Below are 26,075 nucleotides of genomic sequence, written 5' to 3'. Positions count from 1 at the left end.
GCGGCCATCATTCATTTAGCAGCGATTTTTTATTGAGCGACAGTCTCTTATTTAGTGACAGCCTTTTATTGAGCGGCATTGTAGCATGCCAGATTCAGCTTTCCTGCTCGCGACGGCATAAGGCGACCGTATCCTCAATCAGCCTACGGGCCACGGTGCCTGGCGGCGGCAGTAATGGTAATTGATCGTAACGATACCAGCCCGCATTCAGCAGCTCTTTCGGGTCATGTCGCAGTTCACCTTTGTCGTACTCCGCCATAAACGCCATCATGAGCGAGTGTGGGAACGGCCAAGGCTGTGAAGTCACATAGCGCAGATTCTTTATGTGGATATTGCTTTCTTCTAACACTTCGCGCGACACCGCTTGCTCAAGTGTCTCACCGACTTCCACAAAACCCGCTAACACGGTATTGATACCGCCACGATGCCGTACATGCTGTGCCAATAAGATTTCATCACCGCGACGAATGGCAACAATCACACAAGGGGCGATTTGCGGATAATAACGTTCTCGGCAGTGATTACACAGGCAAGCCCATTCGGTGCGGCTGGCATGCATTTGATGGCCGCAATAACCGCAATAGCGGTGAGAGCGATAAAACTCTGCTAACTGCACACCTCGGCCAGCCAATTGGAACAATCCGCGATCGATATCCAGCAATTGGCGTACTGATCCCATATCAGTGGGCATAATCTGGCGGATCAGCCAAACAGCCTCCCCTTGCCATTCACCAACCTGTCTAGCGGTTGCTCCCTGTAGCGACCAATTGGCTGCATTACCTTTAGGCAGTTCACCTTTCGGTAACCATAATCTGTTTTCATGGCTGACAATCCACCAGCCACTTTCTTTACCTGTAAGTTGTAGTTCCATATCGTTGTTGCACAACCTCGACTTCACTGGCAATCTAGAAACTGGCTTGTTACTTTTTTGTAACTCATTATTACATCACGGAGTCGTTCATGCTAAATCGACTGGAAAGCCTGACTCAACGCGTTGGCGGCAGTAACGAATTAATAGATCAATGGCTTCATGCGCGTAAAGAACTCTTAGTTTCATATTGCACAGTGATCGGTATTAAGCCACAAAAAGAAAAGCATACCCCGTTGAATGAAAAAGCGCTGGAGAACTTTTGTCATAATTTAGTGGACTATCTTTCTTCGGGTCATTTTCACATCTACGACAGAATTATCAAGCAAGTAGAAGGCGAGTCTAGCCCGAGAATGGCACTGACCACCAAAGTCTATCCCGCATTAAAAAACAACACTCAAACGATCATGTCATTCCATGATCGCTACTCAAATATTGAGATCGATGATGATAGCTGCACCGAGTTTCAGCAGGCATTATCCGATATCGGTGAAGCCCTCGATGCTCGTTTCCAGCTAGAAGATCAGCTCATTAAATGGGCCGCAGAGTCTTGGCAAGCAGCTCATCCGGAAAACAAAGAGAGTCGCGCGAATTAACCGAATAGATTTGGATCGACTATTGTAGTTTTAAAATAACCTCATATACTCAAAGCTCTTGTCGGAGTGCCAAGCGTAGGTTTTTAAAAGCAGACGCAGGCTGAGACCGTTAATTCGGGATCCGCGGAACCTGATCGGGTTAGTACCCGCGAAGGGAACAAGAGTAATTTATCGCTACAGACCCGGTATTCTCCCTTCACAGGTGGCTACCGGTTACTGGCCAACATCGTTACTCCCGCCAAGCTCCAGACAAGCAATTTTCCCTCTACACCACACTGGTAGGAATTTGCTATGTCTAAAAATACAATGTCATCCACCGTTAAAAAACCGTCACGTCCGCGCAAAGTGCAGCGTGAAGAAGCTCAGCAATTTATTGATACTTTGCAAGGAGTGACCTTCCCCAACTCTCAACGAATCTATTTACAGGGCTCGCGACCTGATATTCAGGTTCCCATGCGCGAGATCCAGCTTAGCCCAACGTTGATCGGCGGCGGCAAAGATGATCCTCGCTACGAAGACAATGAAGCTATCCCGGTTTACGACACCTCTGGCCCCTATGGTGACCCACTCGCTAAGCTCGATGTCCACACCGGCCTGCCCAAATTGCGTGCTAGCTGGATAGCGGACCGTCAAGATACCGAAGCACTGAGCACGGTCAGTTCAGGCTTTACTCAACAGCGCTTGGCTGATGAAGGTCTGGACCATTTGCGCTTTGAGCACTTACCACGTCCGCAAAAAGCCATCGATGGCAAATGCGTAACCCAACTTCATTACGCTCGGGCGGGTATTACCACACCAGAAATGGAGTTTATCGCTATTCGCGAAAACATGGGGCGCGAAAGGGTTCGCGGCGAAGTCCTGCGCCACCAGCATCCTGGGCAAAATTTTGGGGCCAACTTGCCGGATAACATCACAGCAGAATTCGTGCGCCAAGAAGTTGCCGCAGGCCGTGCCATCATCCCCGCTAATATTAATCACCCAGAAGCCGAACCCATGATTATTGGTCGAAACTTCTTGGTCAAAGTGAACGCCAATATCGGTAACTCAGCCGTGACCTCCTCCATCGAAGAAGAGGTGGAGAAATTGGTTTGGTCAACGCGCTGGGGGGCCGATACCGTGATGGATTTGTCTACAGGCCGCTATATTCATGAAACCCGTGAATGGATTCTACGTAACAGCCCAGTCCCCATCGGCACCGTGCCTATCTATCAGGCGTTAGAAAAAGTGAATGGTATTGCCGAGAATTTAACGTGGGAAATGTTCCGCGATACTTTGCTGGAGCAGGCTGAACAAGGAGTGGACTATTTTACTATCCACGCCGGTGTGTTACTGCGTTATGTGCCGATGACCGCGAAACGTTTGACCGGTATCGTCTCTCGCGGCGGTTCTATTATGGCGAAATGGTGCCTTTCCCATCATCAGGAAAACTTCCTGTACCAGCATTTCCGTGAAATTTGCCAAATTTGCGCAGCCTACGACGTTTCATTATCACTGGGTGATGGCTTACGTCCAGGTTCTATTCAAGATGCCAATGACGAAGCCCAGTTCGCCGAATTGCATACATTGGGTGAATTGACCAAGATCGCTTGGGAATATGATGTTCAGGTGATGATCGAAGGGCCGGGTCATGTCCCCATGCAGATGATCCGTCGCAATATGACTGAAGAGTTGGAGCACTGTCACGAAGCACCTTTTTATACCTTAGGGCCGCTCACCACAGATATCGCACCGGGTTACGATCACTTCACCTCGGGTATTGGTGCGGCCATGATCGGTTGGTTTGGTTGTGCCATGTTGTGTTATGTCACACCGAAAGAGCACCTTGGTCTACCGAATAAAGACGATGTAAAGCAGGGGCTTATTACTTACAAAATAGCCGCTCATGCCGCCGATCTGGCCAAAGGGCATCCTGGCGCGCAGATCCGCGATAACGCCATGTCCAAAGCCCGTTTTGAATTCCGCTGGGAAGATCAGTTTAATCTGGCCCTCGATCCTGAAACTGCACGCGCTTATCACGATGAAACCTTGCCGCAAGAATCCGGTAAAGTGGCCCATTTCTGCTCAATGTGCGGCCCAAAATTCTGCTCAATGAAAATCTCGCAAGAAGTACGCGACTATGCTGCTATGCAAGAACAGGCCGCTTTGCAAGAACGGGCTACGCAGGAAACTCAAGCTCAACCTATCCAGATTCAGCAATCTGGCATGGAGAAGATGTCGGCTGAGTTCCGCTCTCGTGGTAGCGAGTTGTATCACAGCGCGAGTATCCGGCAGACAGAGGTTAACGATGAACAAGCTTGATGCACCTTTTGCCGCGACTGAGCACCGCCTAGGGCTGTATCCCGTGGTGGATTCATTGGTCTGGATCACTCGGCTACTCGCCAGTGGCGTGAGCACTATCCAACTGCGCATCAAAGATTTAGACGATAAGCAGGTGGAACAGGATATTGCCGCTGCCATTGAGTTAGGTAAACGCTATAACGCCCGACTATTTATCAATGACTACTGGCGGCTCGCCATTAAGCACGGCGCATATGGGGTTCACCTCGGGCAAGAGGATCTTGAGATTGCCGATTTAGCGGCCATTCAGCAGGCCGGATTACGGCTTGGTGTCTCCACCCACGATGAACATGAGCTGGCGCTGGCCCGTGAGTTACGCCCTTCTTATATTGCTCTCGGCCATATTTTCCCCACCCAAACCAAGCAGATGCCCTCTTCCCCGCAAGGCATAGCTGCTTTAACGCGACAGGTGATCAATACACCTGATTACCCGACGGTTGCCATTGGCGGCATCAATTTGGAACGCGTACCTGAAGTTGTCGCCAGCGGTGTGGGGAGCGTTGCGGTGGTCAGTGCCATCACCCAAGCCGCAGATTGGCAACATGCTACAACACAGTTATTGCGACTGGTCGAAGGCAAGGAGATAACTTATGCATGATAACGCATTGAGTGATAGAGATTTTCTACGCTACAGTCGCCAACTGTTGCTGGAGGATATCGGCCCCGACGGGCAGCAAAAACTGAAACAAGCCAGCGTATTGATTGTGGGTCTCGGGGGGCTTGGTTCACCTGCTGCGCTCTATTTAGCGGCGGCTGGCGTAGGAAAGTTGTGGTTAGCCGATGATGATGCCTTGGAAATAAGTAACTTACAGCGTCAGGTGCTTTACCGCACGGCTGATATTGGTCAAAGCAAAGCCAAACTGGCACAGCACCAGTTGCAGGGCCTAAACCCGCAGATAGAGGTCATCACCCTCGAGCAACGTTTGGCGGGCAATACCTTAACCGACGCTGTTGCGGCAGCAGATTTAGTGCTCGATTGTTGCGACAACATGGAAACCCGTCATCAGGTCAATGCCGCCTGCGTCCAAGCAGGCAAACCCTTGATCAGTGGCAGTGCCGTTGGATTTAGCGGCCAATTGCTCATTATCGAACCCCCTTACGCCCACGGTTGCTATGCCTGCTTATATCCCAGCAAAGAAACACAGCAGCGTAACTGCCGTACCGCGGGCGTGTTAGGGCCAGTCGTGGGTGTCATCGGAACATTGCAGGCATTGGAAGCCATCAAAATGCTGGCAGGGCTGCCCTCGGCACTCAGTGGCAAATTGCGGCTATTCGATGGCAAACAGCAAAGCTGGAGCACGTTGCAACTCAGCAAAGCCAACCATTGTCCGGCTTGCGGAGGCAGAACGTGAAAATCTCACTTAATGATGAATTGATCGAGCTAGATAACTCGTTGACGGTGAATGGGCTATTAACTCAGTTGGGTTACAACCAACCTGGCAGTGCGCTCGCCATCAATCAAACCATTATTCCCCGTGATAGTTGGGACAACCACCTATTACAGGATGGGGATGACATTTTGCTGTTTCAAGCCATTGCAGGGGGCTGATATGTTGAAAATTGCTGATACCACCTTTACCTCAAGATTGTTTACCGGCACGGGAAAATTTTCGTCGCCTGCACTGATGCTGGAAGCACTACAGGCTTCTGGTTCACAGCTAATTACCATGGCGATGAAGCGAGTTGACTTGAAATCAGGCAACGATGCTATTTTGGCCCCCTTGCGCCAATTAGGGGTGCGCTTACTACCTAATACTTCTGGGGCGAAAACCGCCGAAGAAGCGGTGTTTGCCGCACGTTTAGCACGCGAAGCCCTCGGGACTCACTGGGTGAAACTCGAGATCCACCCCGATGTGAAGTACCTGCTACCCGATCCGATAGAAACTCTGAAAGCCGCTGAAATATTGGTGAAAGACGGTTTTGTGGTGTTGCCATACTGCGGCGCGGACCCGGTATTATGTAAACGGCTGGAGGAGGTAGGCTGTGCCGCTGTGATGCCGCTAGGGGCACCGATAGGTTCAAATTTAGGCCTACGCACCCGCGACTTTCTACAAATCATTATTGAGCAAACGAAAGTGCCAGTGGTGGTCGATGCAGGTATTGGCGCGCCTAGTCATGCCGTTGAAGCGATAGAACTGGGAGCAGATGCCGTATTAGTGAATACCGCGATTGCTGTGGCACGTTCACCGGTACAAATGGCCCATGCCTTCCGGTTGGCGGTGGAGTCCGGCGAGTTGGCGCGCCAAGCAGGATTGGGGCACTCACAACATCAGGCGACAGCCACCAGCCCACTGACCGGTTTCCTCAGCCAGTTAGAGGAGAATCATCATGCCTGAAGATTTTAGTTCTCATTGGCAGCAATTGGATTGGGACGATATCTCTCTGCGCATCAATGCGAAAACCGCGCGTGACGTCGAGAGGGCGTTAAATAGCATCAAGCCCGACCGAGAAGATCTGATGGCGCTGATCTCACCGGCAGCACTGGCCTATCTGGAGCCGATGGCGCAAAAAGCTCAGCAACTCACCCGCCAACGTTTCGGCAATACTGTCGGGTTTTATGTCCCGCTGTACCTTTCCAATCTCTGTGCGAATGATTGTACTTATTGCGGCTTCTCCATGAGCAATCGCATCAAGCGCAAAACACTGGATGAAACGGAGATCATCCGTGAATGTGAAGCTATCAAAGCATTAGGCTTCGAACATTTACTGTTGGTCACCGGAGAGCATCAAGCAAAAGTGGGTATGGACTATTTCAGACGCCACTTGCCAGCCATTCGTCGTCGTTTCAGTTCGTTAATGATGGAAGTGCAGCCGCTAGCAGAAGCGGAATATGCAGAATTAAAAACGCTGGGATTGGATGGCGTGATGGTTTATCAGGAAACCTATCACCCAGCCACTTATCAGCAGCATCATTTACGGGGCCATAAGCAAGATTTCCATTGGCGGTTGGCGACCCCTGACCGCTTAGGTCGGGCAGGAATCGATAAGATAGGATTAGGCGCGTTGATCGGGCTATCGAACAGTTGGCGAACAGATTGCTATATGTTGGCGGAACATCTGTTTTATCTGCAAAAAACCTATTGGCAGAGTCGCTATTCGATCTCTTTCCCACGGTTACGGCCCTGCGCCGGTGGTATTGAGCCAGCATCGCTGATGAGTGAGCCGCAACTACTGCAACTAATTTGTGCATTTCGTCTGTTCGCACCGGATGTGGAATTGTCACTCTCGACTCGGGAATCCCCCTTCTTCCGCGACAATGTCATTCCCGTGGCAATCAACAATGTCAGTGCCGGATCGAAGACTCAACCAGGGGGATATGCTGACGATCACCCTGAACTGGAGCAGTTTGCCCCCCATGATAATCGCTCGCCACAGCAAGTCGCCCAAGCATTGACGCAAGCAGGGTTACAACCTGTTTGGAAAGATTGGGATCGTCATTTAGGTCGAGCAATTCCGTAATTGGGGCTTTGCCCACTGAAAAATGGTAAAAAAAAACCGCTCCCAAAGGAGCGGTTTTTAGTTTGGTGACAAACAAAGAGATTAGTCTTTGCTGTTACCGAAACCAGCGTTAAGCAATTCAGCCAAGTTAGCCGTTGCTTCATCCGCGCTAACTTGCGGAACAACAGGCACTTCACCCAGCGCTTTACGGCGCGCACGATCCTGATGATAAGCGTAACCGGTACCGGCTGGAATCAGACGGCCCACGATAACGTTCTCTTTCAGGCCACGCAGTTCATCACGTTTACCGGCAACTGCCGCTTCAGTAAGAACGCGCGTGGTTTCCTGGAACGACGCTGCAGAGATAAAGGACTCGGTCGCCAAGGATGCCTTGGTGATACCCAGCAGGTCACGTGTGAACGTAGCCTCAATTTTGCCTTCTGCTGCCAGCTGACGGTTAGCGATTTTAACGCGAGACATTTCTGCCTGCTCGCCTTCCAGGAAGTCGGTGCCACCAGCGTCAACGATGGTGCCTTTACGCAACATCTGACGAACGATAACTTCGATGTGTTTATCGTTAATCTTAACGCCTTGCAGACGGTAAACTTCCTGTACTTCGTTGGTGATGTAACGGGTAACCGCGTGAACACCACGAAGACGCAGAATGTCATGTGGAGATTCTGGGCCGTCGGAGACCACGTCACCGCGTTCTACAATTTCACCTTCGAACACGTTGAGCTGACGCCATTTCGGAATCATCTCTTCGTATGCATCGCTACCATCCAACGGTGAGATCACCAAACGACGCTTGCCTTTGGTCTCTTTACCGAACGAGATGATCCCGCTGATTTCAGCCAGGATTGCAGGCTCTTTCGGACGACGTGCTTCGAACAAGTCAGCAACACGTGGCAGACCACCGGTAATATCCTTGGTACCGCTTGATTCTTGCGGAATACGCGCCAAGGTATCACCTGCGCCGATCTGAATGCCGTCTTCCAACTGTACAATCGCTTTACCTGGCAGGAAGTATTGAGCAGGCATATCAGTACCAGGGATCAATACGTCGTTGCCTTTGGCATCAACAATTTTCAGTGCTGGACGCAGGTCTTTACCGCTACCGGTACGCTCTGCTGAATCCAGAACCACCAGAGAAGACAAACCAGTCAGTTCGTCGGTCTGGCGTGTAATGGTCTGGCCGTCAACCATGTCCGCGAAGCGAATGAAACCGCTCACTTCGGTCACAACTGGCATGATGTGCGGATCCCAGTTAGCAACGGTTTCGCCGCCCTGAACTTCTGCGCCATCGCCTTTGCCCATTACGGCACCATAAGGCACTTTGTAGCTTTCTTTAGTACGACCGAATTCGTCGATCAGCTTCAGCTCAGTATTACGAGAAGTAATAACCAGCTTGCCTGCTGCATTGGTCACGAACTTGACGTTGCTCAACTTCAGCGTGCCTTTGTTCTTAACCTGAATGCTGGATTCTGCTGCCGCACGAGATGCCGCACCACCGATGTGGAACGTACGCATCGTAAGCTGTGTACCTGGCTCACCGATGGACTGTGCTGCAATAACACCCACTGCTTCACCTTTGTTGATGATGTGACCACGTGCCAGGTCGCGACCATAGCAGTTAGCACACACACCGAAATCGGTTTCACAGCTTACAACTGAACGAACTTTGACGCTGTCGACGGAGTTATCTTCTAACAGATCACACCATTTTTCGTCCAACAGGGTGTTACGCGGAACCAGAATATCAGCCGTACCCGGCTTGATAACTTCTTCAGCGGTCACACGACCCAGAACGCGATCGCGCAGTGGCTCTTTAACATCACCACCTTCGATAACTGGTGTCATAACGATACCGTTATGAGTACCACAGTCATCTTCAGTCACAACCAGATCCTGTGCCACGTCAACCAAACGACGGGTCAGGTAACCGGAGTTCGCAGTCTTCAATGCGGTATCCGCCAAACCTTTACGAGCACCATGCGTTGAGATGAAGTACTGAAGTACGTTCAACCCTTCACGGAAGTTCGCGGTGATTGGCGTTTCAATGATCGAGCCATCTGGTTTAGCCATCAGGCCACGCATCCCTGCTAGCTGACGAATCTGTGCCGCAGAACCACGCGCACCGGAGTCGGCCATCATAAAGATGCTGTTGAAGGAAACCTGCTGCTCAACTTCGCCTTTACTGTTGACGACGTCTTCGACAGACAAGTTATCCATCATCGCTTTAGCAACACGTTCGTTCGCCGCAGCCCAGATATCGATCACTTTGTTATAACGTTCACCCGCAGTCACCAGACCGGATTGGAACTGTTCCTGAATCTCGGCAACTTCGGTTTCAGCTTCTTCGATGATCCCTGCTTTCGCATCTGGGATAACCATGTCATCGATACCTACAGAGGCGCCTGAGCGTGCTGCATAAGCAAAGCCGGTGTACATGATCTGGTCAGCAAAGATAACGGTTGGTTTCAAGCCCAAGATGCGATAACAGGTGTTCAGCATCTTAGAAATGGCTTTTTTACCCAACGGTTGGTTAACGATAGAGTAAGGCAGGCCTTTCGGGACAATCATCCACAAAATGGCACGGCCGATAGTCGTATCGATAATGTTGGTACGTGTTGTACTTTCGCCTTCGATATTACGGATTTCTTCAGTAATACGGACTTTTACCCGTGCATGCAAAGATGCTAGGCCAGCGCGGTAAATACGCTCAGCTTCTTTCGGGCCAGTCAGAACCATGCCTTCGCCTTTGGCGTTAACACAGTCACGGGTCATGTAATACAGACCCAATACAACGTCCTGTGAAGGAACGATGATTGGCTCGCCGTTCGCTGGTGACAGAATGTTGTTGGTAGACATCATTAACGCACGCGCTTCTAACTGAGCTTCCAGTGTTAGCGGTACGTGAACAGCCATTTGGTCACCATCGAAGTCGGCGTTATATGCCGCACAAACCAATGGGTGCAATTGGATTGCCTTACCTTCGATCAGAACCGGTTCAAACGCTTGGATACCCAAACGGTGAAGGGTTGGTGCACGGTTCAGCAGTACTGGGTGTTCACGGATAACTTCATCCAAGATATCCCAAACAACTGCTTCTTCACGCTCAACCATTTTCTTGGCTGCTTTGATGGTAGTCGCAAGACCACGCAGTTCCAGCTTGCCGTAAATGAACGGTTTGAACAGCTCAAGAGCCATTTTCTTCGGCAGACCGCACTGATGCAGACGCAGGTATGGACCTACGGTGATAACCGAACGGCCTGAGTAGTCAACACGTTTACCCAGCAAGTTCTGACGGAAACGACCTTGCTTACCTTTGATCATGTCAGCCAGTGACTTCAACGGACGCTTGTTAGAGCCGGTAATTGCACGACCGCGACGGCCGTTATCCAGCAATGCATCTACTGCTTCTTGCAGCATACGCTTTTCGTTACGTACGATGATGTCAGGTGCAGCCAAGTCCAGCAGGCGCTTCAGACGGTTGTTACGGTTGATCACGCGACGATACAAATCGTTCAGATCAGAAGTCGCAAAGCGACCGCCATCCAATGGAACCAATGGACGCAGATCTGGCGGCAACACAGGCAGCACGGTCAGGATCATCCACTCTGGCTTGTTACCAGATTGGACAAACGCTTCCAGCAACTTGATACGCTTGGTCAGCTTCTTACGTTTGGTTTCAGAATTTGTCTCGTTCAATTCTTCGCGCAGGATCTCGCACTCAGCTTCCAGATCCATGTTTTTCAACAGGGCTTGGATAGCTTCGGCGCCCATTTTCGCGTCGAACTCATCACCAAACTCTTCCAACGCATCCAGATACTGCTCTTCAGTCAGGATCTGGCGACGTTCTAAGTTGGTCATGCCGCCTTCGATAACCACATAGGATTCGAAGTACAGAACACGTTCGATGTCACGTAATGGCATATCCAGCAGCAAACCGATGCGCGAAGGCAAGGATTTCAGGAACCAGATGTGCGCAGTTGGAGAAGCCAGTTCGATGTGACCCATACGCTCACGGCGTACTTTAGTTTGAGTCACTTCAACGCCGCATTTCTCACAAATAACACCGCGGTGTTTCAAACGCTTGTACTTACCGCACAGGCATTCGTAATCTTTTACTGGGCCAAAGATACGGGCGCAGAAAAGGCCGTCACGTTCTGGTTTGAACGTACGGTAGTTAATGGTTTCCGGCTTTTTCACTTCGCCGAACGACCAAGAACGGATCATGTCTGGCGATGCCAGAGCAATTTTGATCGCATCAAACTCTTCGGTCTTAGTTTGCGCTTTCAGAAACTTTAATAAGTCTTTCACGGATTGGCTCCTGTCGGAGTTAGACCTGATAGGCACCCAAACCTAAGAATATAAAAACCTAGGTTTGAGCGCCCCTGTGACCAGTGCGAACCACCAGCAAACTCCCGGCTATGAGAGCTTGCTGTCTGGGGAAGATTACTCTTCTTCCAGCTCGATATTGATGCCCAGCGAGCGGATTTCTTTCAACAATACGTTGAAGGACTCCGGCATGCCTGGTTCCATACGGTGATCGCCATCCACGATGTTTTTGTACATCTTGGTACGGCCGTTTACATCGTCGGACTTGACGGTAAGCATTTCCTGCAATGTGTACGCGGCGCCATAAGCTTCCAACGCCCACACTTCCATCTCACCGAAGCGCTGACCACCGAACTGAGCCTTACCACCCAGCGGCTGCTGAGTAACCAGGCTGTAAGAACCGGTAGAACGCGCATGCATTTTGTCATCAACCAAGTGGTTCAGTTTCAGCATATACATGTAGCCGACAGTAACCTGGCGCTCGAACTGCTCACCGGTACGGCCGTCAAACAGAGTAATCTGACCAGAAGTTGGCAGGCCACCCAGCTTTAACAGTTCCTTGATTTCAGTCTCTTTGGCACCATCGAAGACCGGCGTTGCAATTGGCATACCTTTTTTCAGGTTCTCAGCCAGACGCATAACTTCGTCATCGGTGAAGGTGCTCAGATCAACTTTCTGACAAACGTTGTCACCCAGATCGTAGGCTTTCTGGATAAACTCACGCAGTTTGGCAACTTCTTCCTGCTTTTTCAGCATGGCGTTGATTTTCTCGCCAATGCCTTTCGCTGCCATGCCTAAGTGGGTTTCCAAAATCTGACCGATGTTCATACGCGATGGTACGCCCAGCGGGTTCAGAACGATGTCTACCGGCGTGCCGTTTTCATCGTAAGGCATATCTTCGATCGGGTTAATCTTGGAGATAACACCTTTGTTACCGTGACGACCGGCCATTTTGTCACCCGGTTGAATCTGACGTTTAACGGCCAGATACACCTTGACGATCTTCAGCACGCCTGGTGCCAAATCATCACCTTGGGTGATCTTACGACGCTTGGCATCCATCTTCTTCTCGAATTCGGATTTCATTTCGTCGTACTGCTCTGCCAACTGTTCCAGTTGGTTTTGCTTGTCTTCGTCGGTCAGGCCCAGTTCCAGCCAGCGATCACGTGGTAACTTGCTCAGCTTGTCAGCTTCGATGCCACCAGAAACCAGTACTGCATGGATACGTGCAAACAGGCCTGCTTCCAAGATCTGCAATTCTTCAGTCAGGTCTTTCTTAGCCTGCTTCAACTGCATTTCTTCGATTTCTAACGCACGCTTATCTTTTTCTACGCCATCGCGAGTAAAGACCTGCACGTCAATAACCGTACCGGAAACACCGTTTGGTACACGCAGAGAAGAATCTTTAACATCAGACGCTTTCTCACCGAAGATCGCACGTAACAGCTTCTCTTCTGGAGTCAGCTGAGTTTCACCTTTAGGTGTTACTTTACCGACCAGAATATCGCCGCCAGTCACTTCAGCACCGATATACACGATACCGGATTCATCCAATTTGGAGAGCGCAGCTTCACCCACGTTAGGGATGTCAGCAGTGATCTCTTCAGGCCCTAACTTGGTGTCACGAGACACACATGCCAATTCCTGAATATGGATGGTTGTGAAGCGATCTTCTTGCACCACGCGCTCGGAGACTAAAATGGAGTCTTCGAAGTTGTAACCGTTCCAAGGCATGAACGCTACGCGCATGTTCTGACCCAATGCCAGTTCGCCCAAATCTGTTGATGGGCCATCTGCCAGCACGTCGCCGCGCTCGATTGGCTCACCCAGATTGACACACGGCATCTGGTTGATACAGGTGTTCTGGTTAGAACGGGTGTATTTGGTCAGGTTATAAATATCAATGCCTGCTTCGCCTGGGTACATCTCGTCTTCGTTAACTTTGATAACGATACGGGATGCATCAACGTACTGAACAGTACCGCCACGTTTGGCTACAGAGGTTACCCCTGAGTCAACCGCTACCGCACGTTCCATACCAGTACCTACCAACGGCTTATCAGCACGCAGAGTTGGAACTGCCTGACGTTGCATGTTCGCACCCATCAAGGCACGGTTGGCGTCATCGTGTTCCAAGAATGGAATCAGAGATGCACCAACGGACACCACCTGTTGAGTGGAAACGTCCATGTAGTCAACTTGATCGCGGCTGAACAGGCTTGATTCGCCTTTGCTACGACAAGTGACTAAGTCTTCAATGAAGCGGCCATCTTCGTCCAAGTTGGAGTTCGCCTGAGCGATAACGAAGTTGCCTTCTTCAATAGCAGACAGATAGTTGATTTCATCAGTCACCAGACCGTCACGCACGCGACGATATGGCGTTTCCAGGAAACCATACTCGTTAGTCTGTGCGTATACAGACAAGGAGTTGATCAGACCGATGTTTGGACCTTCTGGCGTTTCGATTGGACATACACGACCATAGTGAGTCGGATGAACGTCTCGAACTTCAAAGCCAGCACGTTCACGGGTCAAACCGCCCGGGCCCAATGCAGAAATACGACGCTTATGCGTGATTTCAGACAACGGGTTGTTCTGGTCCATAAATTGTGACAATTGGCTAGAGCCAAAGAACTCTTTCACCGCTGCCGAAATTGGCTTGGCGTTGATCATGTCCTGTGGCATCAATGTATCGAGGTCACCCAGAGACAAACGCTCTTTAACTGCACGCTCAACACGAACCAGACCTACGCGGAACTGGTTTTCAGCCATTTCACCAACAGAACGAATACGACGGTTGCCTAAGTGGTCGATATCATCCACTTCGCCTTTACCGTTACGGATATCGATGAGCTTTTTCATCACTTCAGTGATGTCTTCTTTGCTCAGGATACCGGAACCTTCGATCTCGTCACGCAGTAGGGAACGGTTGAACTTCATTCGGCCAACCGCAGACAAGTCATAGCGGTCTTCAGAGAAGAACAGGTTCTCGAACAGATTTTCAGCTGCTTCACGTGTTGGCGGCTCACCAGGACGCATCATGCGGTAAATCTCAACCAAAGCGCTCAGACGATCGCTAGTTGGGTCAACACGCAGGGTCTCGGAGATATAAGCACCGTGATCCAAGTCGTTGGTGAACAATGTTTCGATTTGCTTGTGGCCAGACTGACTCAGCTTAGCCAACAGATCCAGTGACAGCTCCATGTTGGCCGCACAGATCAGTTCGCCAGTGTTCTCATCGATATAGTCTTTTGCGACGACTTTACCGGCAATGTATTCAACCGGAACTTCGATGCGATCAATGCCGTCTTTTTCAAGCTGGCGAATATGGCGAGCAGTAATACGACGCGCTTTCTCGACGTAAACCTTGCCATTCGCTTCAATATCAAAGGATGCCGTTTCACCGCGCAGACGCTCTGGAACCAATTCCATCTGCAGCTTGTTGTCACGAATTTCAAAGACCACTTTGTCAAAGAACAGATCCAAGATCTGTGGGGTGGTGAAATTCAATGCACGCAGAATGATGGTTGCAGGCAATTTACGACGACGGTCGATACGGACAAACAGGTTATCTTTCGGGTCAAACTCGAAATCTAACCATGAACCGCGGTAAGGGATGATACGTGCGTTATACAGCACTTTACCCGATGAATGGGTTTTACCCTTATCGCTGTCAAAGAATACGCCAGGACTACGGTGCAGCTGAGATACGATAACCCTCTCAGTACCGTTAATGACAAAGGTACCGTTATCGGTCATGAGTGGAATTTCACCCATGTAGACTTCTTGTTCTTTGATGTCTTTAACCGTACCTTCCGGAGCTTCGCGCTCATAGATAACCAGACGCAATTTAACGCGCAGCGGTGCGGAATAAGTCACACCACGGATCTGGCACTCTTTGACGTCAAATACAGGCTCACCAAGACGGTAGCTAACGTATTGCAGCTCCGAATTGCCGCTGTAGCTCTGGATTGGAAAAACAGAACGGAATGCTGCTTCTAGACCGTGCTGCCCTTCGGGATCTTGCTCGATGAACTTCTGGAACGAGTCAAGTTGAATAGAAAGGAGATAAGGTATGTCCAAGACTTGTGGACGTTTACCAAAATCCTTACGAATACGTTTTTTCTCGGTATAGGAGTAAACCATAGGGTTCCTCAGCTCGCTGATCAGTGACCCACTCTGTCCGCCCTAACATTAGGACAGGTCATGCAACACTATTATTTTGAATGAGAAGTCGAAACACCTCTCGGAATACTCTTTCCTATCACTCTTAAATCATTTCATCGCGATACTTTGACTACCGAGCTACCCGAGTGGGTCGTAGCTGAGAACGCAGTATATTAAGTCGTCAATAGAAAGGAATATTGGGGGTTAGTCAGCCGCTAAACAGTGTGAAATGCGACTAACGCCCTACAGCGCAAAAAGGCTGATGACTAAAAAGTCACCAGCCATCAGCCTATAAGTTAGGCTGCAAGCTCAAAGCTTAGATTACTTGATCTCAACAGCAGCACCAGCTGCTTCGAGTTCTTTCTTCAGGCTTTCAGCTTCATCTTTGTTCACGCCTTCTTTCAGAACTGCAGGTGCAGATTCAACCAGGTCTTTAGCTTCTTTCAAGCCCAGGCCAGTTGCGCCGCGAACAGCTTTGATTACTGCAACTTTGTTGTCGCCGAATGAAGCCAGAACAACGTTGAACTCAGTTTGTTCTTCTACAGCTTCAGCAGCAGCAGCAGGACCTGCAGCAACAGCAGCAGCTGAAACGCCGAATTTCTCTTCCATAGCAGAGATCAGTTCAACGATTTCCATTACAGACAGAGCTGCAACGCCTTCCAGAATTTGGTCTTTAGTGATAGTTGACATAACAAGTGTTCCTAAAATACAGAAATAGTTAATACGTTAAAAAGCAATGACTAAAAAAGTGAGGGCAATTATGCCGCTTCAGCTTCTTTCTGGTCACGCAGCGCAGCCAGTGTACGAACCAATTTGCCAGCAGCGGCTTCTTTCATGGTTCCCATCAGACGTGCGATTGCTTCTTCGTAGGTCGGCAGAGTTGCCAGGCGGTCGATTTGAGCCGCAGGGATTAACTCGCCTTCAAAGGCTGCTGCTTTAACCTCAAATTTTGCATTATCTTTAGCAAATGCTTTGAACAAACGAGCAGCTGCGCCCGGGTGCTCAGTAGAGAATGCAATCAAGGTTGGACCAACAAACGTGTCTTTCAGGCATTCGAATGGAGTGCCTTCAACAATGCGACGCAGCAAGGTGTTACGAACAACTTGCATGTGAACGCCTGCTTCACGACCTGCTTTACGCAGTTCAGTCATTTTATCAACGGTAACGCCACGAGAATCCGCAACAACCGCAGACAGCGCACCTTTGGCTACTTCTTTAACTTCAGCAACAATCGCTTGTTTGCCTTGAAGATTTAGTGCCATTAGTTCTTGCTCCTGGATTAACCGGGGAGTTATTCCCCGGAACTCACGTCACCCAAAGCACCACAAAATGCAGTGAATGGGCGTTGAAACACGGTGAGCAGAATCCAGCAAAGACTATTCTTTTCAATTCTTTATAAAAAAAACGAAAAAATTTCTTTAGGTTCTGTCACCGTCTACGCAGGAAATTAAGTTCTTTGCGGAACACCTGCGGTCTTGGACGGAGGCTTGGATAAGGCCAAGCTCCAACCGAAAAATTCTGTTTTCTGCTGAGAAAAACACCTTCAACAGAAGCATGGGCGTAAAATTCTAGACAAACCTTACGCCCACGTAAAGCGATAAAAGCAATTAGTGATTAGTTCACTACTGCAGTCAGGCCGCTTTGATCAATAGCAACGCCGGCACCCATAGTGGTGGACAGGCTGATTTTCTTGATATAAACGCCTTTCGCTGTAGCAGGTTTAGCACGCTTCAGCGCAACAACCAGAGATTCTAAGTTTTCTTTCAACTTATCTGCGTCGAAGTCAACTTTACCAATGGTAGTGTGGATAATACCGTTTTTGTCGTTGCGATAACGAACCTGACCAGCTTTAGCATTCTTAACTGCTTCAGCAACGTTAGGAGTAACAGTACCCACTTTAGGGTTTGGCATCAGGCCACGTGGACCTAAGATTTGGCCCAATTGACCTACAACGCGCATTGCATCTGGGGAAGCAATAACAACGTCGAAGTTCATTTCGCCTTTCTTGATTTGATCAGCCAGGTCTTCCATACCTACCAATTCAGCGCCTGCTTCTTTCGCAGCTTCAGCGTTTGCACCCTGAGCGAAAACAGCAACACGTACTGAACGGCCAGTACCGTGTGGCAACACAGTTGCACCACGAACGTTCTGGTCAGATTTACGTGCGTCGATACCGAGATTAACGGCAACGTCCACGCTTTCTACGAATTTAGCAGTAGCCAGCTCTTTCAGCAGGGCAACAGCTTCGTTGATATCGTATTGCTTAGTAACATCAACTTTGTCACGGATCACGCGCATGCGCTTGGTCAGCTTAGCCATTTATTAACCCTCCACTACCAGGCCCATGGAACGAGCAGTACCTTCAATTGAACGCATCATGTCGTCAATTGAAGCACCAGTCATATCCGCAGCTTTGGTTTCTGCGATTTCACGAACCTGAGCACTGGTCACAGTCCCTACTTTGTCTTTGTTCGGCTTGCCAGAACCAGACTTAATACCTGCCGCTTTTTTCAGCAGAACTGCTGCTGGCGGGGTCTTAGTAACGAAAGTGAATGAGCGGTCAGAATAAACAGTAATAACAACAGGGATCGGCAGACCTTTCTCAATGCTTTCAGTCTTAGCATTGAACGCCTTACAGAATTCCATGATGTTAACACCTTGCTGACCCAATGCTGGACCAACTGGTGGACTTGGGTTCGCCATACCAGCTGCTACTTGCAGCTTGACATAGGCTTGTACTTTCTTAGCCATTTACGATTTCCTCGATTTGGGTAGTATCGCCTCGTTTGAGGCTCCCCGTGTTTTGCCTCGCTATTATTTACTATGAAATAAGTTGCCACGGATGACAAAAGCAAGACATATAAAAACAAAAGGCGCGAGATTATATTGTAATTTCGCGCCTAAGACAAGACTCAAATTTCAACCACTGCCGAAAAATGAATCAGCCTTTTTCTACTTGACTGAAATCAAGTTCAACCGGTGTTGCACGACCAAAAATGGAAACAGACACTTTTAAGCGGCTCTTTTCATAGTCGACTTCTTCAACAACACCGTTAAAGTCAGCAAACGGACCATCGCTAACACGTACCAGCTCACCTGGCTCAAACAGCGTTTTAGGACGAGGCTTATCACCCACTTGCTGAAGACGATTCATGATCGCATCAACTTCTTTATCGCTGATTGGTGCAGGGCGATCGGATGTACCACCGATAAAGCCCATGACACGTGGCACACTACGCACTAAGTGCCAGCTGGCATCGTTCATCACCATCTGGACCAGTACATAGCCTGGGAAGAATTTGCGTTCACTTTTGCGGCGTTGACCACCACGAATCTCGACGACTTCTTCCGTTGGAACCATGACTTCGCCAAATAGCTCTTCCATGTCATGTAACTTGATGTGCTCGCGCAGCGATTGAGCTACACGGCCTTCAAAACCGGAAAACGCCTGAACGACGTACCAACGCTTTTTTGGTGCTTCAGACATCTTAGAACCTCAGGCCAGTAATAAACGATACCAAGCGGACCAGAATACCATCTAGCCCCCATAGAATCAGTGACATTACAGCAGTTACCGCAGCAACGATTAATGTTGTGTGCAGCGTTTCCTGACGGGTAGGCCAAATCACTTTACGTACTTCTGTGCGCGCTTCACGAGCAAACGCTACAGTGGCTTTACCTTTTGCCGTCATCAGTGCAACAGCACCGGCAACAGCGATAATAACTACAACTGCCAACGCACGCAGCGGCAAGCTGAAATCACGGTAATAATAATTTCCAACGATAGCTGCAACTAATAATACAGCAACGATTAGCCATTTAGCCGTTTCCAGGCCGCGTCCGCTCCCTGGAGCCTCGGTATTCGCACTCATAAACCAACCTGTCACTATGATTCAGAACAAACAACTTTGCTTCGCATCGCAAAGCAAACCAAGCCGAAGGATGCTCTAATGATTCTCTTATCGGCACCATTCAGCACTATTCGCTGTACTTCCAGAGCCCATCTCACCGGTAATTATGATAAAAAACTACTGATGAGATAGGTTCTAGTATGACAACGTAGAAAAAGGGCATCAAATGATGCCCTTTTATCGCATGTCGCGTCAAATCTTATTCAATGACTTTTGCAACAACGCCAGCACCTACAGTACGGCCACCTTCACGAATAGCGAAGCGCAGACCATCATCCATTGCGATAGGTGCTATCAGATTAACAACCATGTTGATGTTGTCACCAGGCATAACCATCTCAACACCGTCAGGCAGTTCTATGGTACCTGTAACGTCAGTGGTACGGAAGTAGAACTGAGGACGGTAGCCTTTGAAGAATGGTGTATGGCGGCCACCTTCTTCTTTGCTCAGAATATAAACTTCTGATTCAAATTTAGTATGTGGTTTGATTGAGCCCGGTTTAGCCAACACTTGACCACGCTGAACGTCGTCACGCTTAGTACCACGCAGTAGAACACCCACATTCTCACCTGCACGACCTTCGTCCAGCAGTTTGCGGAACATCTCAACGCCAGTACAAGTTGTTCTAATGGTATCAATAATACCAACAATCTCAACTTCCTCGCCAACTCTGACGATACCGCGCTCTACACGGCCAGTGACGACAGTCCCACGACCAGAGATTGAGAATACGTCTTCAATTGGCAGCAGGAATGGCTTATCAATCGCACGTTCTGGCTCTGGAATGTAAGAATCCAAGAATCCAGCTAGTTCAATGATTTTTGCTTCCCATTCAGCTTCGCCTTCTAACGCTTTTAGCGCAGAACCACGAACTACGGGCAGGTCGTCGCCTGGGAAATCATAAGTAGACAGAAGTTCACGAACTTCCATTTCTACCAATTCCAGCAGTTCTTCATCGTCAACCATGTCGCATTTGTTCATGAATACGATGATGTAAGGAACACCAACCTGACGGCCCAACAGAATGTGCTCGCGAGTCTGTGGCATAGGACCATCAGTTGCAGCGACAACCAGGATCGCTCCGTCCATCTGCGCAGCACCCGTAATCATATTTTTTACGTAGTCAGCATGGCCTGGGCAGTCAACGTGCGCATAGTGGCGCGATGGGGTGTCATATTCAACATGTGATGTGTTGATGGTGATACCACGGGCCTTCTCTTCCGGAGCGTTGTCGATCTGGTCGAATGCACGAGCACTACCGCCGTAAGTTTTAGCCAATACGGTAGTAATTGCAGCAGTTAGGGTAGTTTTACCATGGTCAACGTGGCCGATAGTACCCACATTAACGTGCGGTTTTGTACGTTCAAACTTTTCTTTAGACATCGATTGTCCCTCTAAGACACGGAATCGGTGGTTTCACCACATCAACCAAGCGCATGCTTGATGAATCCATAACACAGAAAGAAAAATCAGGGGAACGAGAAAATGAGAAATGGTGCTGATAGGCATATCTGAACTGCCGACCTTACCCTTGCTAGGGCTGCTCTACCAACTGAGCCATATCAGCACATCTTGGAGCGGGCAGTGGGAATCGAACCCACATCATCAGCTTGGAAGGCTGAGGTAATAGCCATTATACGATGCCCGCATCTTAGAACTCGGCTACCTGACTTAATCTGCAGAACCTGAAAGGAAGGGCTTGGCCACTTCACTCTTCATCGAAAGCTTAGCTTTCGCCTTGAGTGTGTATAGGGTTCATTCTTTTGAATCACCCTGAGACTCAAGGTTAAATATGGTGGTGGGGGAAGGATTCGAACCTTCGAAGTCGATGACGGCAGATTTACAGTCTGCTCCCTTTGGCCGCTCGGGAACCCCACCTAATTGTTAGTACTTGAATGGTGCCGGCACCAAGAGTCGAACTCGGGACCTACTGATTACAAGTCAGTTGCTCTACCAACTGAGCTATGCCGGCATCAAGTGCTGCGCATTCTAGGTAGAGCTGGCCTATGATGCAACAAAAAAATTGCACAAGTCACTCTTTCGCTCACAAAATGGCCATTTTTTAAGTGTTAGTAGTATTATTGACCACAAACCGTTCGATTTGCACCCACTACTTTAACCTGCTTAATTTTCATCACAGATGGAAATAGCATCCCAAAGTAGAGCACATCGCCCCAAAACAGTGCGCCTCTCTAAAAATCATTACGCTATGCTGGATATTTGCGCCGCAAAATATTTGGCTCGCTTATTGCTTAAGTATAAATATGTTAGCTATTGTTTTTTGAGAGGCTTTAGCATGAAGATAGTTCTACTTAACGCGGCCACATTGCCTATTTACCAGAGCGAACTTGCAAAATTATTAATCGATGCTGTTTCCCATGGCGCTTCAATCGGCTACAACACTCGTGCTCTTTCGCAGGAAGAAGCTGAAAACTATTTTCATAGTCTACGTCCCGCTATCGCTAAAGGGACGTTGCTGTTGTGGATAGCCCGCGATGAGATAGGCGTTACAGGTACTATTCAATTAGATCTTTGCCAAAAGTCGAATGGCTTAAATCGTGCTGAAGTACAAAAGCTACTAGTACATAGTCGCAGTCAACGTACCGGTATTGGCCATAAATTGATTATAGAAATGGAGAGTGTTGCCGTTCAGTTACGTCGTGGATTGCTATATCTGGATACCCAAGCAGGTTCTCCTGCAGAATCATTCTATCGTGCACAAGGTTATTTTTGCATGGGAAAGATCCCTGATTATGCCTGTTCACCGGATGGTAATTATCATCCGACAGCAATTTACTTCAAGCGGTTATTTACTGTTAATCAATTACATACAACGCAAGCCAGCTAAGAATAATGGCTGACATGAGTAAAAAGGCAATGACATATGAGAATTCCTTCTCGCTAGCTGGAATAGCAACACACTTCAAAGAAATCACTCGCAAAGTACAAAAATGTCTACGCCAAAGAGCAAGCTGCCTATAATATGCAGCTTGTTTCTTATCTGGAGTTGGCGTCCAGCGCCTTGTCCAACTGCGTTAACAGGCAGAATTTGGCTTATGACAAAAAGAGATCAATCGTTAGCGACGCCTTATCTACAGTTCGATCGTACTCAGTGGGCAGCCCTGCGCGACTCGGTACCATTAACTCTAACTGAAGAAGAAATCGTTAAACTCAAAGGGATTAACGAAGATCTTTCTTTAGATGAAGTGGCACAGATATATCTGCCACTCTCACGGCTACTTAACTTTTATATCAGCTCTAATCTGCGTCGTCAGGCTGTTCTAGAGCAATTTCTTGGTACGGATGGTCAGCGTATTCCCTATGTCATTGGGATTGCGGGAAGTGTAGCCGTGGGCAAAAGTACCACAGCCCGCTTACTCCAAGCATTGCTGAGCCGCTGGCCGGAACATCGTAGTGTCGAACTCATCACGACAGATGGTTTTCTTTATCCGAATAAGGTGCTTAATGAGCGCGGTTTGATGAAGAAAAAAGGATTTCCACAATCCTATGATATGCATAGTTTGGTGAAATTTGTCTCAGAAGTTAAATCAGGGGCTGATCATGTTACCGCGCCCGTTTATTCTCATTTAATATATGATGTCGTTCCTGACGGTAATAAACTTATTAAGCAACCAGACATTCTAATACTAGAAGGTTTGAATGTTCTACAAAGTGGGATGGATTATCCTCATGATCCCCATCATGTATTTGTTTCAGACTTTGTAGATTTCTCTATATATGTCGATGCACCTGAGGATTTACTTCAAAGCTGGTATATTAATCGATTCCTTAAATTTAGACAGGGTGCATTTTCTAATCCTGATTCTTACTTCCATAATTATGCGAAGCTGCCAGAAACTGAGGCGGTTAAAATTGCGACGCAGTTATGGAAAGAGATTAATGGATTGAATTTAAAACAAAATATTTTACCCACACGTGAGCGAGCCAGTCTAATAATGACCAAAAGTGCCAATCATGCCGTTGAAAATGTTCGTTTGAGAAAATAATAAGTAGCGGGTAGCAATGACTACCCGCATAGAATTCCATTAGACACCACGAAGAGATATTTCGCCACCAATGTAGGGCTTTATATTTCCATTCTGATCCAATAATAATGCCCCTTGCTGATCGATCCCTCGAGCTACTCCGTATATTTCTTGATTTCCTATGATAAGTTTCACAGAACGATCAAGATAATTATCCATTTCTCGCCAGCGTGAAATAAACGCTGACAGTCCCTCATTCTCAAATTTTACGACTGCCAACCGTAGTTCAGATAATAACTCTGCCGTTAATTTATTACGGTCGATAATAACACCGGCTTCCTGTAAATTAATCCAGTCTTGGCTAATAACATTCGTTGTCGATTCACGCATTGTCAGATTTATACCAGCACCGATCACTAACTGTGCCGCATCACCAGTTTTACCCGTAAGTTCAACTAATATGCCAGCTAGCTTTTTATCATTTAAATACAGATCATTTGGCCATTTAACACGAACATCTCCTGCACCCAGCTTATGCAGTACTTCAGCCATAACAATCCCTACAACTAAGCTTAGCCCCATCGCTGCTGCAGGCCCTTGCTCTAAGCGCCAGAACATGGACAAGTAGAGATTGGCGCCAAAAGGAGATATCCACTGACGACCGCGCCTACCTCTTCCAGCATGCTGATATTCAGCAACGCAGGCATCACCTGATCTCAGTTCGGTAATACGATCTAATAAGTATTGATTTGTAGAATCGACAACAGGTAAAACAGCCACCTGCCCTGCCGGCAGATAGCTTAGTATTTTCTTTTCATCTAGCAATTGGATAGGTGCTGGTAGGCTATAACCCTTACCGGGGACAGTAAAAACATCTAGCCCCCATTCTCTAATGGTTTGTATATGCTTGTTAATCGCAGCGCGGCTCATGCCAAACACTTCACCCAATTGCTCACCTGAGTGAAACGTTCCGTCTGCTAATATACCGATCAACCGTAGAGGAATTTTTATATCTTTCATGACAAGCGCTCCACAGCATTAACCTCACCATCACTTGCAATAAAGCGCACTTCAGGTTCTAACCAGATAGAAAATTTGTTGGCCACTTGCTGGCGGATGTAACTAGCAAGATTAAGAACATCCTGTCCTGTAGCTTCAGCAAGGTTGATCAGAACCAGAGCTTGTTGCTGATGTACTGCTGCCCCACCAATCTGGTATCCCTTAAGTGCACATTGATCGATCAGCCAGCCTGCCGCTAATTTTACTGACCCATCGAGTTGCAGATAGTGGGGTGCATTAGGGTAGCGTTTTACAATATCTTCGGCGACAGTAGCGTCCACCACTGGATTTTTAAAGAAACTACCAGCATTACCAGTCACTGTAGGGTCTGGCAGTTTACTCCTGCGCATTTCACAGACTGAATCGAAGATCTCTTGAGGTGTAACATTTGATGGGTCCATACGGGTTAAATCACCGTAGCCCAATGTTGGTGTCCATGACTTCAATAGTTTGATACCAACAGCGACAATAGCATAGCCATCATCATACTGATGTTTGAAAATGCTATCTCGATAACCGAACTGGCAGTCTTGGGCTGAAAGACGCAGAATAGTTCCTTCTTTCATATCAAGCAAATCAACGTATTCGCATACTTTTTGTAGTTCAACACCATAGGCACCGATATTTTGGATTGGCGCGGAACCAACACAGCCGGGAATCAATGCTAAGTTCTCTAAACCAGGCATACCATTTTGCAATGAATAGCATACTAATTGGTGCCAATTTTCTCCTGCCCCAACATGCAAATGCCAAGCGATATCGTCTTCAGTAGAAGTAATACCCTTAATACGATTTAGTAGTACTGTCCCTGAATAATTTTCGATAAATAGAACATTACTGCCTTCACCTAGCAAAAGTACGGGCTGATGCTTAGAAGTGGACTCACTCCATGAATTAATCAATTCATCAACAGAATTGGCACTGATTACGTTGCTTGCGTAGGCTGATAATGCAAAAGTATTGAGATGTTTTAGCGGAGAATTTTGATTCGACATTACATTAGATACTCATTCTAACTAGCTCTGACGCTAGTCTAACCGATCATAATACTCATATTGTATTTTGTTTTAAGTGACGGCATAAAAAAAGCCCTCTGCTGTGCAGAAGGCTTTTCTTTTGACTTTGACCCATAGCAAAAACCCCACGCTTTTGGCATGGGGTCTCGGCTTATTTGATGCCTGGCAGTGTCCTACTCTCGCATGGGGAGACCCCACACTACCATCGGCGCTACGGCGTTTCACTTCTGAGTTCGGCATGGGATCAGGTGGGACCACCGCGCTATGGCCGCCAGGCAAATTCTGTCTAAATCAACCCGCTACACGCTCTCTCTGCGCAGCCAGTCAACCCAATCTCGGAACGTCGCTGAAAATC

21 protein-coding genes, 4 tRNA genes, 1 rRNA gene and 1 riboswitch are annotated in these 26,075 nt (G+C 48.3%); of the genes, 9 read left to right on the top strand and 17 right to left on the bottom strand.

Features of this window, described 5'->3' with window-relative positions; all coding sequences use genetic code 11:
- Positions 1-94: 94 nt before the first annotated feature.
- Positions 95-871 carry an NAD(+) diphosphatase gene (gene nudC, locus BN68_RS22755; protein WP_019213459.1) on the bottom strand — a complete coding sequence of 259 codons (777 nt, stop codon included), beginning with the start codon at positions 869-871 and terminating at the stop codon, positions 95-97.
- Positions 872-960: 89 nt separating this feature from the next.
- Between nudC and BN68_RS22750 the strand changes: the two genes are divergently transcribed.
- The 7 genes from BN68_RS22750 (at position 961) to thiH (ending at position 7,260) form a co-directional block, all read left to right on the top strand.
- Positions 961-1,464, top strand: a complete 504-nt coding sequence (locus BN68_RS22750) for an Rsd/AlgQ family anti-sigma factor (RefSeq protein WP_019213458.1) — start codon at positions 961-963, stop codon at positions 1,462-1,464.
- Between the two features lie 52 nt (positions 1,465-1,516).
- Positions 1,517-1,638, top strand: a riboswitch (TPP riboswitch).
- Positions 1,639-1,755: 117 nt separating this feature from the next.
- The gene (gene thiC / locus BN68_RS22745) at positions 1,756-3,762 is read left to right on the top strand and encodes a phosphomethylpyrimidine synthase ThiC (protein WP_019213457.1); all 2,007 of its coding nucleotides are present in this window, start codon (positions 1,756-1,758) and stop codon (positions 3,760-3,762) included.
- Positions 3,749-4,399 carry a thiamine phosphate synthase gene (gene thiE, locus BN68_RS22740; protein ID WP_019213456.1) on the top strand — a complete coding sequence of 217 codons (651 nt, stop codon included), beginning with the start codon at positions 3,749-3,751 and terminating at the stop codon, positions 4,397-4,399. The genes thiC and thiE overlap by 14 nt, the downstream gene beginning before the upstream one ends.
- Complete coding sequence (locus BN68_RS22735; protein WP_019213455.1) at positions 4,392-5,153, top strand: HesA/MoeB/ThiF family protein; 762 nt, start codon at positions 4,392-4,394, stop codon at positions 5,151-5,153. Before thiE ends, BN68_RS22735 begins: the two co-directional genes overlap by 8 nt.
- Entirely contained in the window at positions 5,150-5,350 is a 201-nt protein-coding gene (gene thiS, locus BN68_RS22730) for a sulfur carrier protein ThiS (RefSeq protein ID WP_019213454.1), read from the top strand. Before BN68_RS22735 ends, thiS begins: the two co-directional genes overlap by 4 nt.
- Before the next feature lies 1 nt (position 5,351).
- Positions 5,352-6,137, top strand: a complete 786-nt coding sequence (locus BN68_RS22725; RefSeq protein ID WP_019213453.1) for a thiazole synthase — start codon at positions 5,352-5,354, stop codon at positions 6,135-6,137.
- Positions 6,130-7,260 (top strand): 2-iminoacetate synthase ThiH, encoded by a 1,131-nt coding sequence (gene thiH, locus BN68_RS22720; protein WP_019213452.1) that lies wholly within the window; start codon positions 6,130-6,132, stop codon positions 7,258-7,260. The genes BN68_RS22725 and thiH overlap by 8 nt, the downstream gene beginning before the upstream one ends.
- A gap of 81 nt (positions 7,261-7,341) precedes the next feature.
- On the opposite strand, the gene rpoC is transcribed toward thiH, so the two are convergent.
- The 13 genes from rpoC to BN68_RS22655 all read right to left on the bottom strand — a co-directional run bounded on the left by rpoC (position 7,342) and on the right by BN68_RS22655 (position 21,631).
- On the bottom strand, positions 7,342-11,562 hold the full coding sequence (gene rpoC / locus BN68_RS22715; RefSeq protein ID WP_019213451.1) for a DNA-directed RNA polymerase subunit beta': 4,221 nt from the start codon (positions 11,560-11,562) through the stop codon (positions 7,342-7,344).
- A gap of 135 nt (positions 11,563-11,697) precedes the next feature.
- Positions 11,698-15,726, bottom strand: coding sequence for a DNA-directed RNA polymerase subunit beta (gene rpoB, locus BN68_RS22710; protein ID WP_019213450.1), 4,029 nt, complete (start codon positions 15,724-15,726; stop codon positions 11,698-11,700).
- A gap of 342 nt (positions 15,727-16,068) precedes the next feature.
- A complete protein-coding gene (rplL, locus tag BN68_RS22705; RefSeq protein ID WP_019213449.1) occupies positions 16,069-16,437 on the bottom strand; it encodes a 50S ribosomal protein L7/L12 in 369 nt (122 codons plus the stop codon).
- 68 nt (positions 16,438-16,505) lie between these two features.
- On the bottom strand, positions 16,506-17,009 hold the full coding sequence (gene rplJ / locus BN68_RS22700) for a 50S ribosomal protein L10 (RefSeq protein ID WP_004876760.1): 504 nt from the start codon (positions 17,007-17,009) through the stop codon (positions 16,506-16,508).
- 352 nt (positions 17,010-17,361) lie between these two features.
- Positions 17,362-18,066: a 50S ribosomal protein L1 gene (gene rplA, locus BN68_RS22695; protein WP_019213448.1), complete on the bottom strand. Its 705-nt coding sequence runs from the start codon at positions 18,064-18,066 to the stop codon at positions 17,362-17,364.
- A 3-nt stretch (positions 18,067-18,069) separates the two neighbouring features.
- Entirely contained in the window at positions 18,070-18,498 is a 429-nt protein-coding gene (gene rplK / locus BN68_RS22690) for a 50S ribosomal protein L11 (RefSeq protein WP_004393384.1), read from the bottom strand.
- A gap of 190 nt (positions 18,499-18,688) precedes the next feature.
- On the bottom strand, positions 18,689-19,234 hold the full coding sequence (gene nusG / locus BN68_RS22685; RefSeq protein ID WP_002210671.1) for a transcription termination/antitermination protein NusG: 546 nt from the start codon (positions 19,232-19,234) through the stop codon (positions 18,689-18,691).
- A gap of 1 nt (position 19,235) precedes the next feature.
- Positions 19,236-19,619 (bottom strand): preprotein translocase subunit SecE, encoded by a 384-nt coding sequence (gene secE, locus BN68_RS22680; protein ID WP_004704671.1) that lies wholly within the window; start codon positions 19,617-19,619, stop codon positions 19,236-19,238.
- A gap of 238 nt (positions 19,620-19,857) precedes the next feature.
- Positions 19,858-21,042, bottom strand: a complete 1,185-nt coding sequence (gene tuf, locus BN68_RS22675) for an elongation factor Tu (RefSeq protein ID WP_019213447.1) — start codon at positions 21,040-21,042, stop codon at positions 19,858-19,860.
- A 110-nt stretch (positions 21,043-21,152) separates the two neighbouring features.
- Positions 21,153-21,226, bottom strand: a tRNA-Ala gene (locus BN68_RS22670).
- A gap of 6 nt (positions 21,227-21,232) precedes the next feature.
- Positions 21,233-21,307, bottom strand: a tRNA-Gly gene (locus tag BN68_RS22665).
- A gap of 145 nt (positions 21,308-21,452) precedes the next feature.
- Positions 21,453-21,537 (bottom strand) — tRNA-Tyr (locus BN68_RS22660).
- Between the two features lie 18 nt (positions 21,538-21,555).
- Positions 21,556-21,631: transfer RNA gene (locus BN68_RS22655), tRNA-Thr, on the bottom strand.
- A 324-nt stretch (positions 21,632-21,955) separates the two neighbouring features.
- Here BN68_RS22655 and BN68_RS22650 point away from each other — a divergent pair.
- Entirely contained in the window at positions 21,956-22,507 is a 552-nt protein-coding gene (locus BN68_RS22650; RefSeq protein ID WP_019213446.1) for a GNAT family N-acetyltransferase, read from the top strand.
- A 208-nt stretch (positions 22,508-22,715) separates the two neighbouring features.
- Positions 22,716-23,666, top strand: coding sequence for a type I pantothenate kinase (gene coaA / locus BN68_RS22645; RefSeq protein ID WP_019213445.1), 951 nt, complete (start codon positions 22,716-22,718; stop codon positions 23,664-23,666).
- 39 nt (positions 23,667-23,705) lie between these two features.
- Here coaA and birA read toward each other — a convergent pair whose 3' ends face one another.
- From birA to rrf, 3 genes are all read right to left on the bottom strand, one after another.
- Entirely contained in the window at positions 23,706-24,665 is a 960-nt protein-coding gene (birA, locus tag BN68_RS22640; RefSeq protein ID WP_019213444.1) for a bifunctional biotin--[acetyl-CoA-carboxylase] ligase/biotin operon repressor BirA, read from the bottom strand.
- Positions 24,662-25,699, bottom strand: coding sequence for a UDP-N-acetylmuramate dehydrogenase (gene murB, locus BN68_RS22635; RefSeq protein WP_019213443.1), 1,038 nt, complete (start codon positions 25,697-25,699; stop codon positions 24,662-24,664). Before murB ends, birA begins: the two co-directional genes overlap by 4 nt.
- Positions 25,700-25,880: 181 nt before the next feature.
- Positions 25,881-25,996, bottom strand: a 5S ribosomal RNA gene (gene rrf, locus BN68_RS22630).
- Positions 25,997-26,075: the final 79 nt, after the last annotated feature.

Source organism: Yersinia massiliensis CCUG 53443 (assembly GCF_000312485.1).
In the GTDB taxonomy this organism is placed as follows: Bacteria; Pseudomonadota; Gammaproteobacteria; order Enterobacterales; family Enterobacteriaceae; genus Yersinia; species Yersinia massiliensis.
Note: the sequence above shows the minus strand (reverse complement) of the source record. Positions and strands in the feature narration are given on the sequence as shown.

Bases quoted from the DNA above. Each gene is read 5' to 3' on its own strand.
- nudC (WP_019213459.1), bottom strand. From the start codon at position 871: ATGGAACTACAACTTACAGGTAAAGAAAGTGGCTGGTGGATTGTCAGC.
- BN68_RS22750 (WP_019213458.1), top strand. From the start codon at position 961: ATGCTAAATCGACTGGAAAGCCTGACTCAACGCGTTGGCGGCAGTAAC.
- thiC (WP_019213457.1), top strand. From the start codon at position 1,756: ATGTCTAAAAATACAATGTCATCCACCGTTAAAAAACCGTCACGTCCG.
- thiE (WP_019213456.1), top strand. From the start codon at position 3,749: ATGAACAAGCTTGATGCACCTTTTGCCGCGACTGAGCACCGCCTAGGG.
- BN68_RS22735 (WP_019213455.1), top strand. From the start codon at position 4,392: ATGCATGATAACGCATTGAGTGATAGAGATTTTCTACGCTACAGTCGC.
- BN68_RS22725 (WP_019213453.1), top strand. From the start codon at position 5,352: ATGTTGAAAATTGCTGATACCACCTTTACCTCAAGATTGTTTACCGGC.
- thiH (WP_019213452.1), top strand. From the start codon at position 6,130: ATGCCTGAAGATTTTAGTTCTCATTGGCAGCAATTGGATTGGGACGAT.
- rpoB (WP_019213450.1), bottom strand. From the start codon at position 15,726: ATGGTTTACTCCTATACCGAGAAAAAACGTATTCGTAAGGATTTTGGT.
- rplL (WP_019213449.1), bottom strand. From the start codon at position 16,437: ATGTCAACTATCACTAAAGACCAAATTCTGGAAGGCGTTGCAGCTCTG.
- rplJ (WP_004876760.1), bottom strand. From the start codon at position 17,009: ATGGCACTAAATCTTCAAGGCAAACAAGCGATTGTTGCTGAAGTTAAA.
- rplA (WP_019213448.1), bottom strand. From the start codon at position 18,066: ATGGCTAAGCTGACCAAGCGCATGCGCGTGATCCGTGACAAAGTTGAT.
- rplK (WP_004393384.1), bottom strand. From the start codon at position 18,498: ATGGCTAAGAAAGTACAAGCCTATGTCAAGCTGCAAGTAGCAGCTGGT.
- nusG (WP_002210671.1), bottom strand. From the start codon at position 19,234: ATGTCTGAAGCACCAAAAAAGCGTTGGTACGTCGTTCAGGCGTTTTCC.
- secE (WP_004704671.1), bottom strand. From the start codon at position 19,619: ATGAGTGCGAATACCGAGGCTCCAGGGAGCGGACGCGGCCTGGAAACG.
- tuf (WP_019213447.1), bottom strand. From the start codon at position 21,042: ATGTCTAAAGAAAAGTTTGAACGTACAAAACCGCACGTTAATGTGGGT.
- BN68_RS22650 (WP_019213446.1), top strand. From the start codon at position 21,956: ATGAAGATAGTTCTACTTAACGCGGCCACATTGCCTATTTACCAGAGC.
- coaA (WP_019213445.1), top strand. From the start codon at position 22,716: ATGACAAAAAGAGATCAATCGTTAGCGACGCCTTATCTACAGTTCGAT.
- birA (WP_019213444.1), bottom strand. From the start codon at position 24,665: ATGAAAGATATAAAAATTCCTCTACGGTTGATCGGTATATTAGCAGAC.
- murB (WP_019213443.1), bottom strand. From the start codon at position 25,699: ATGTCGAATCAAAATTCTCCGCTAAAACATCTCAATACTTTTGCATTA.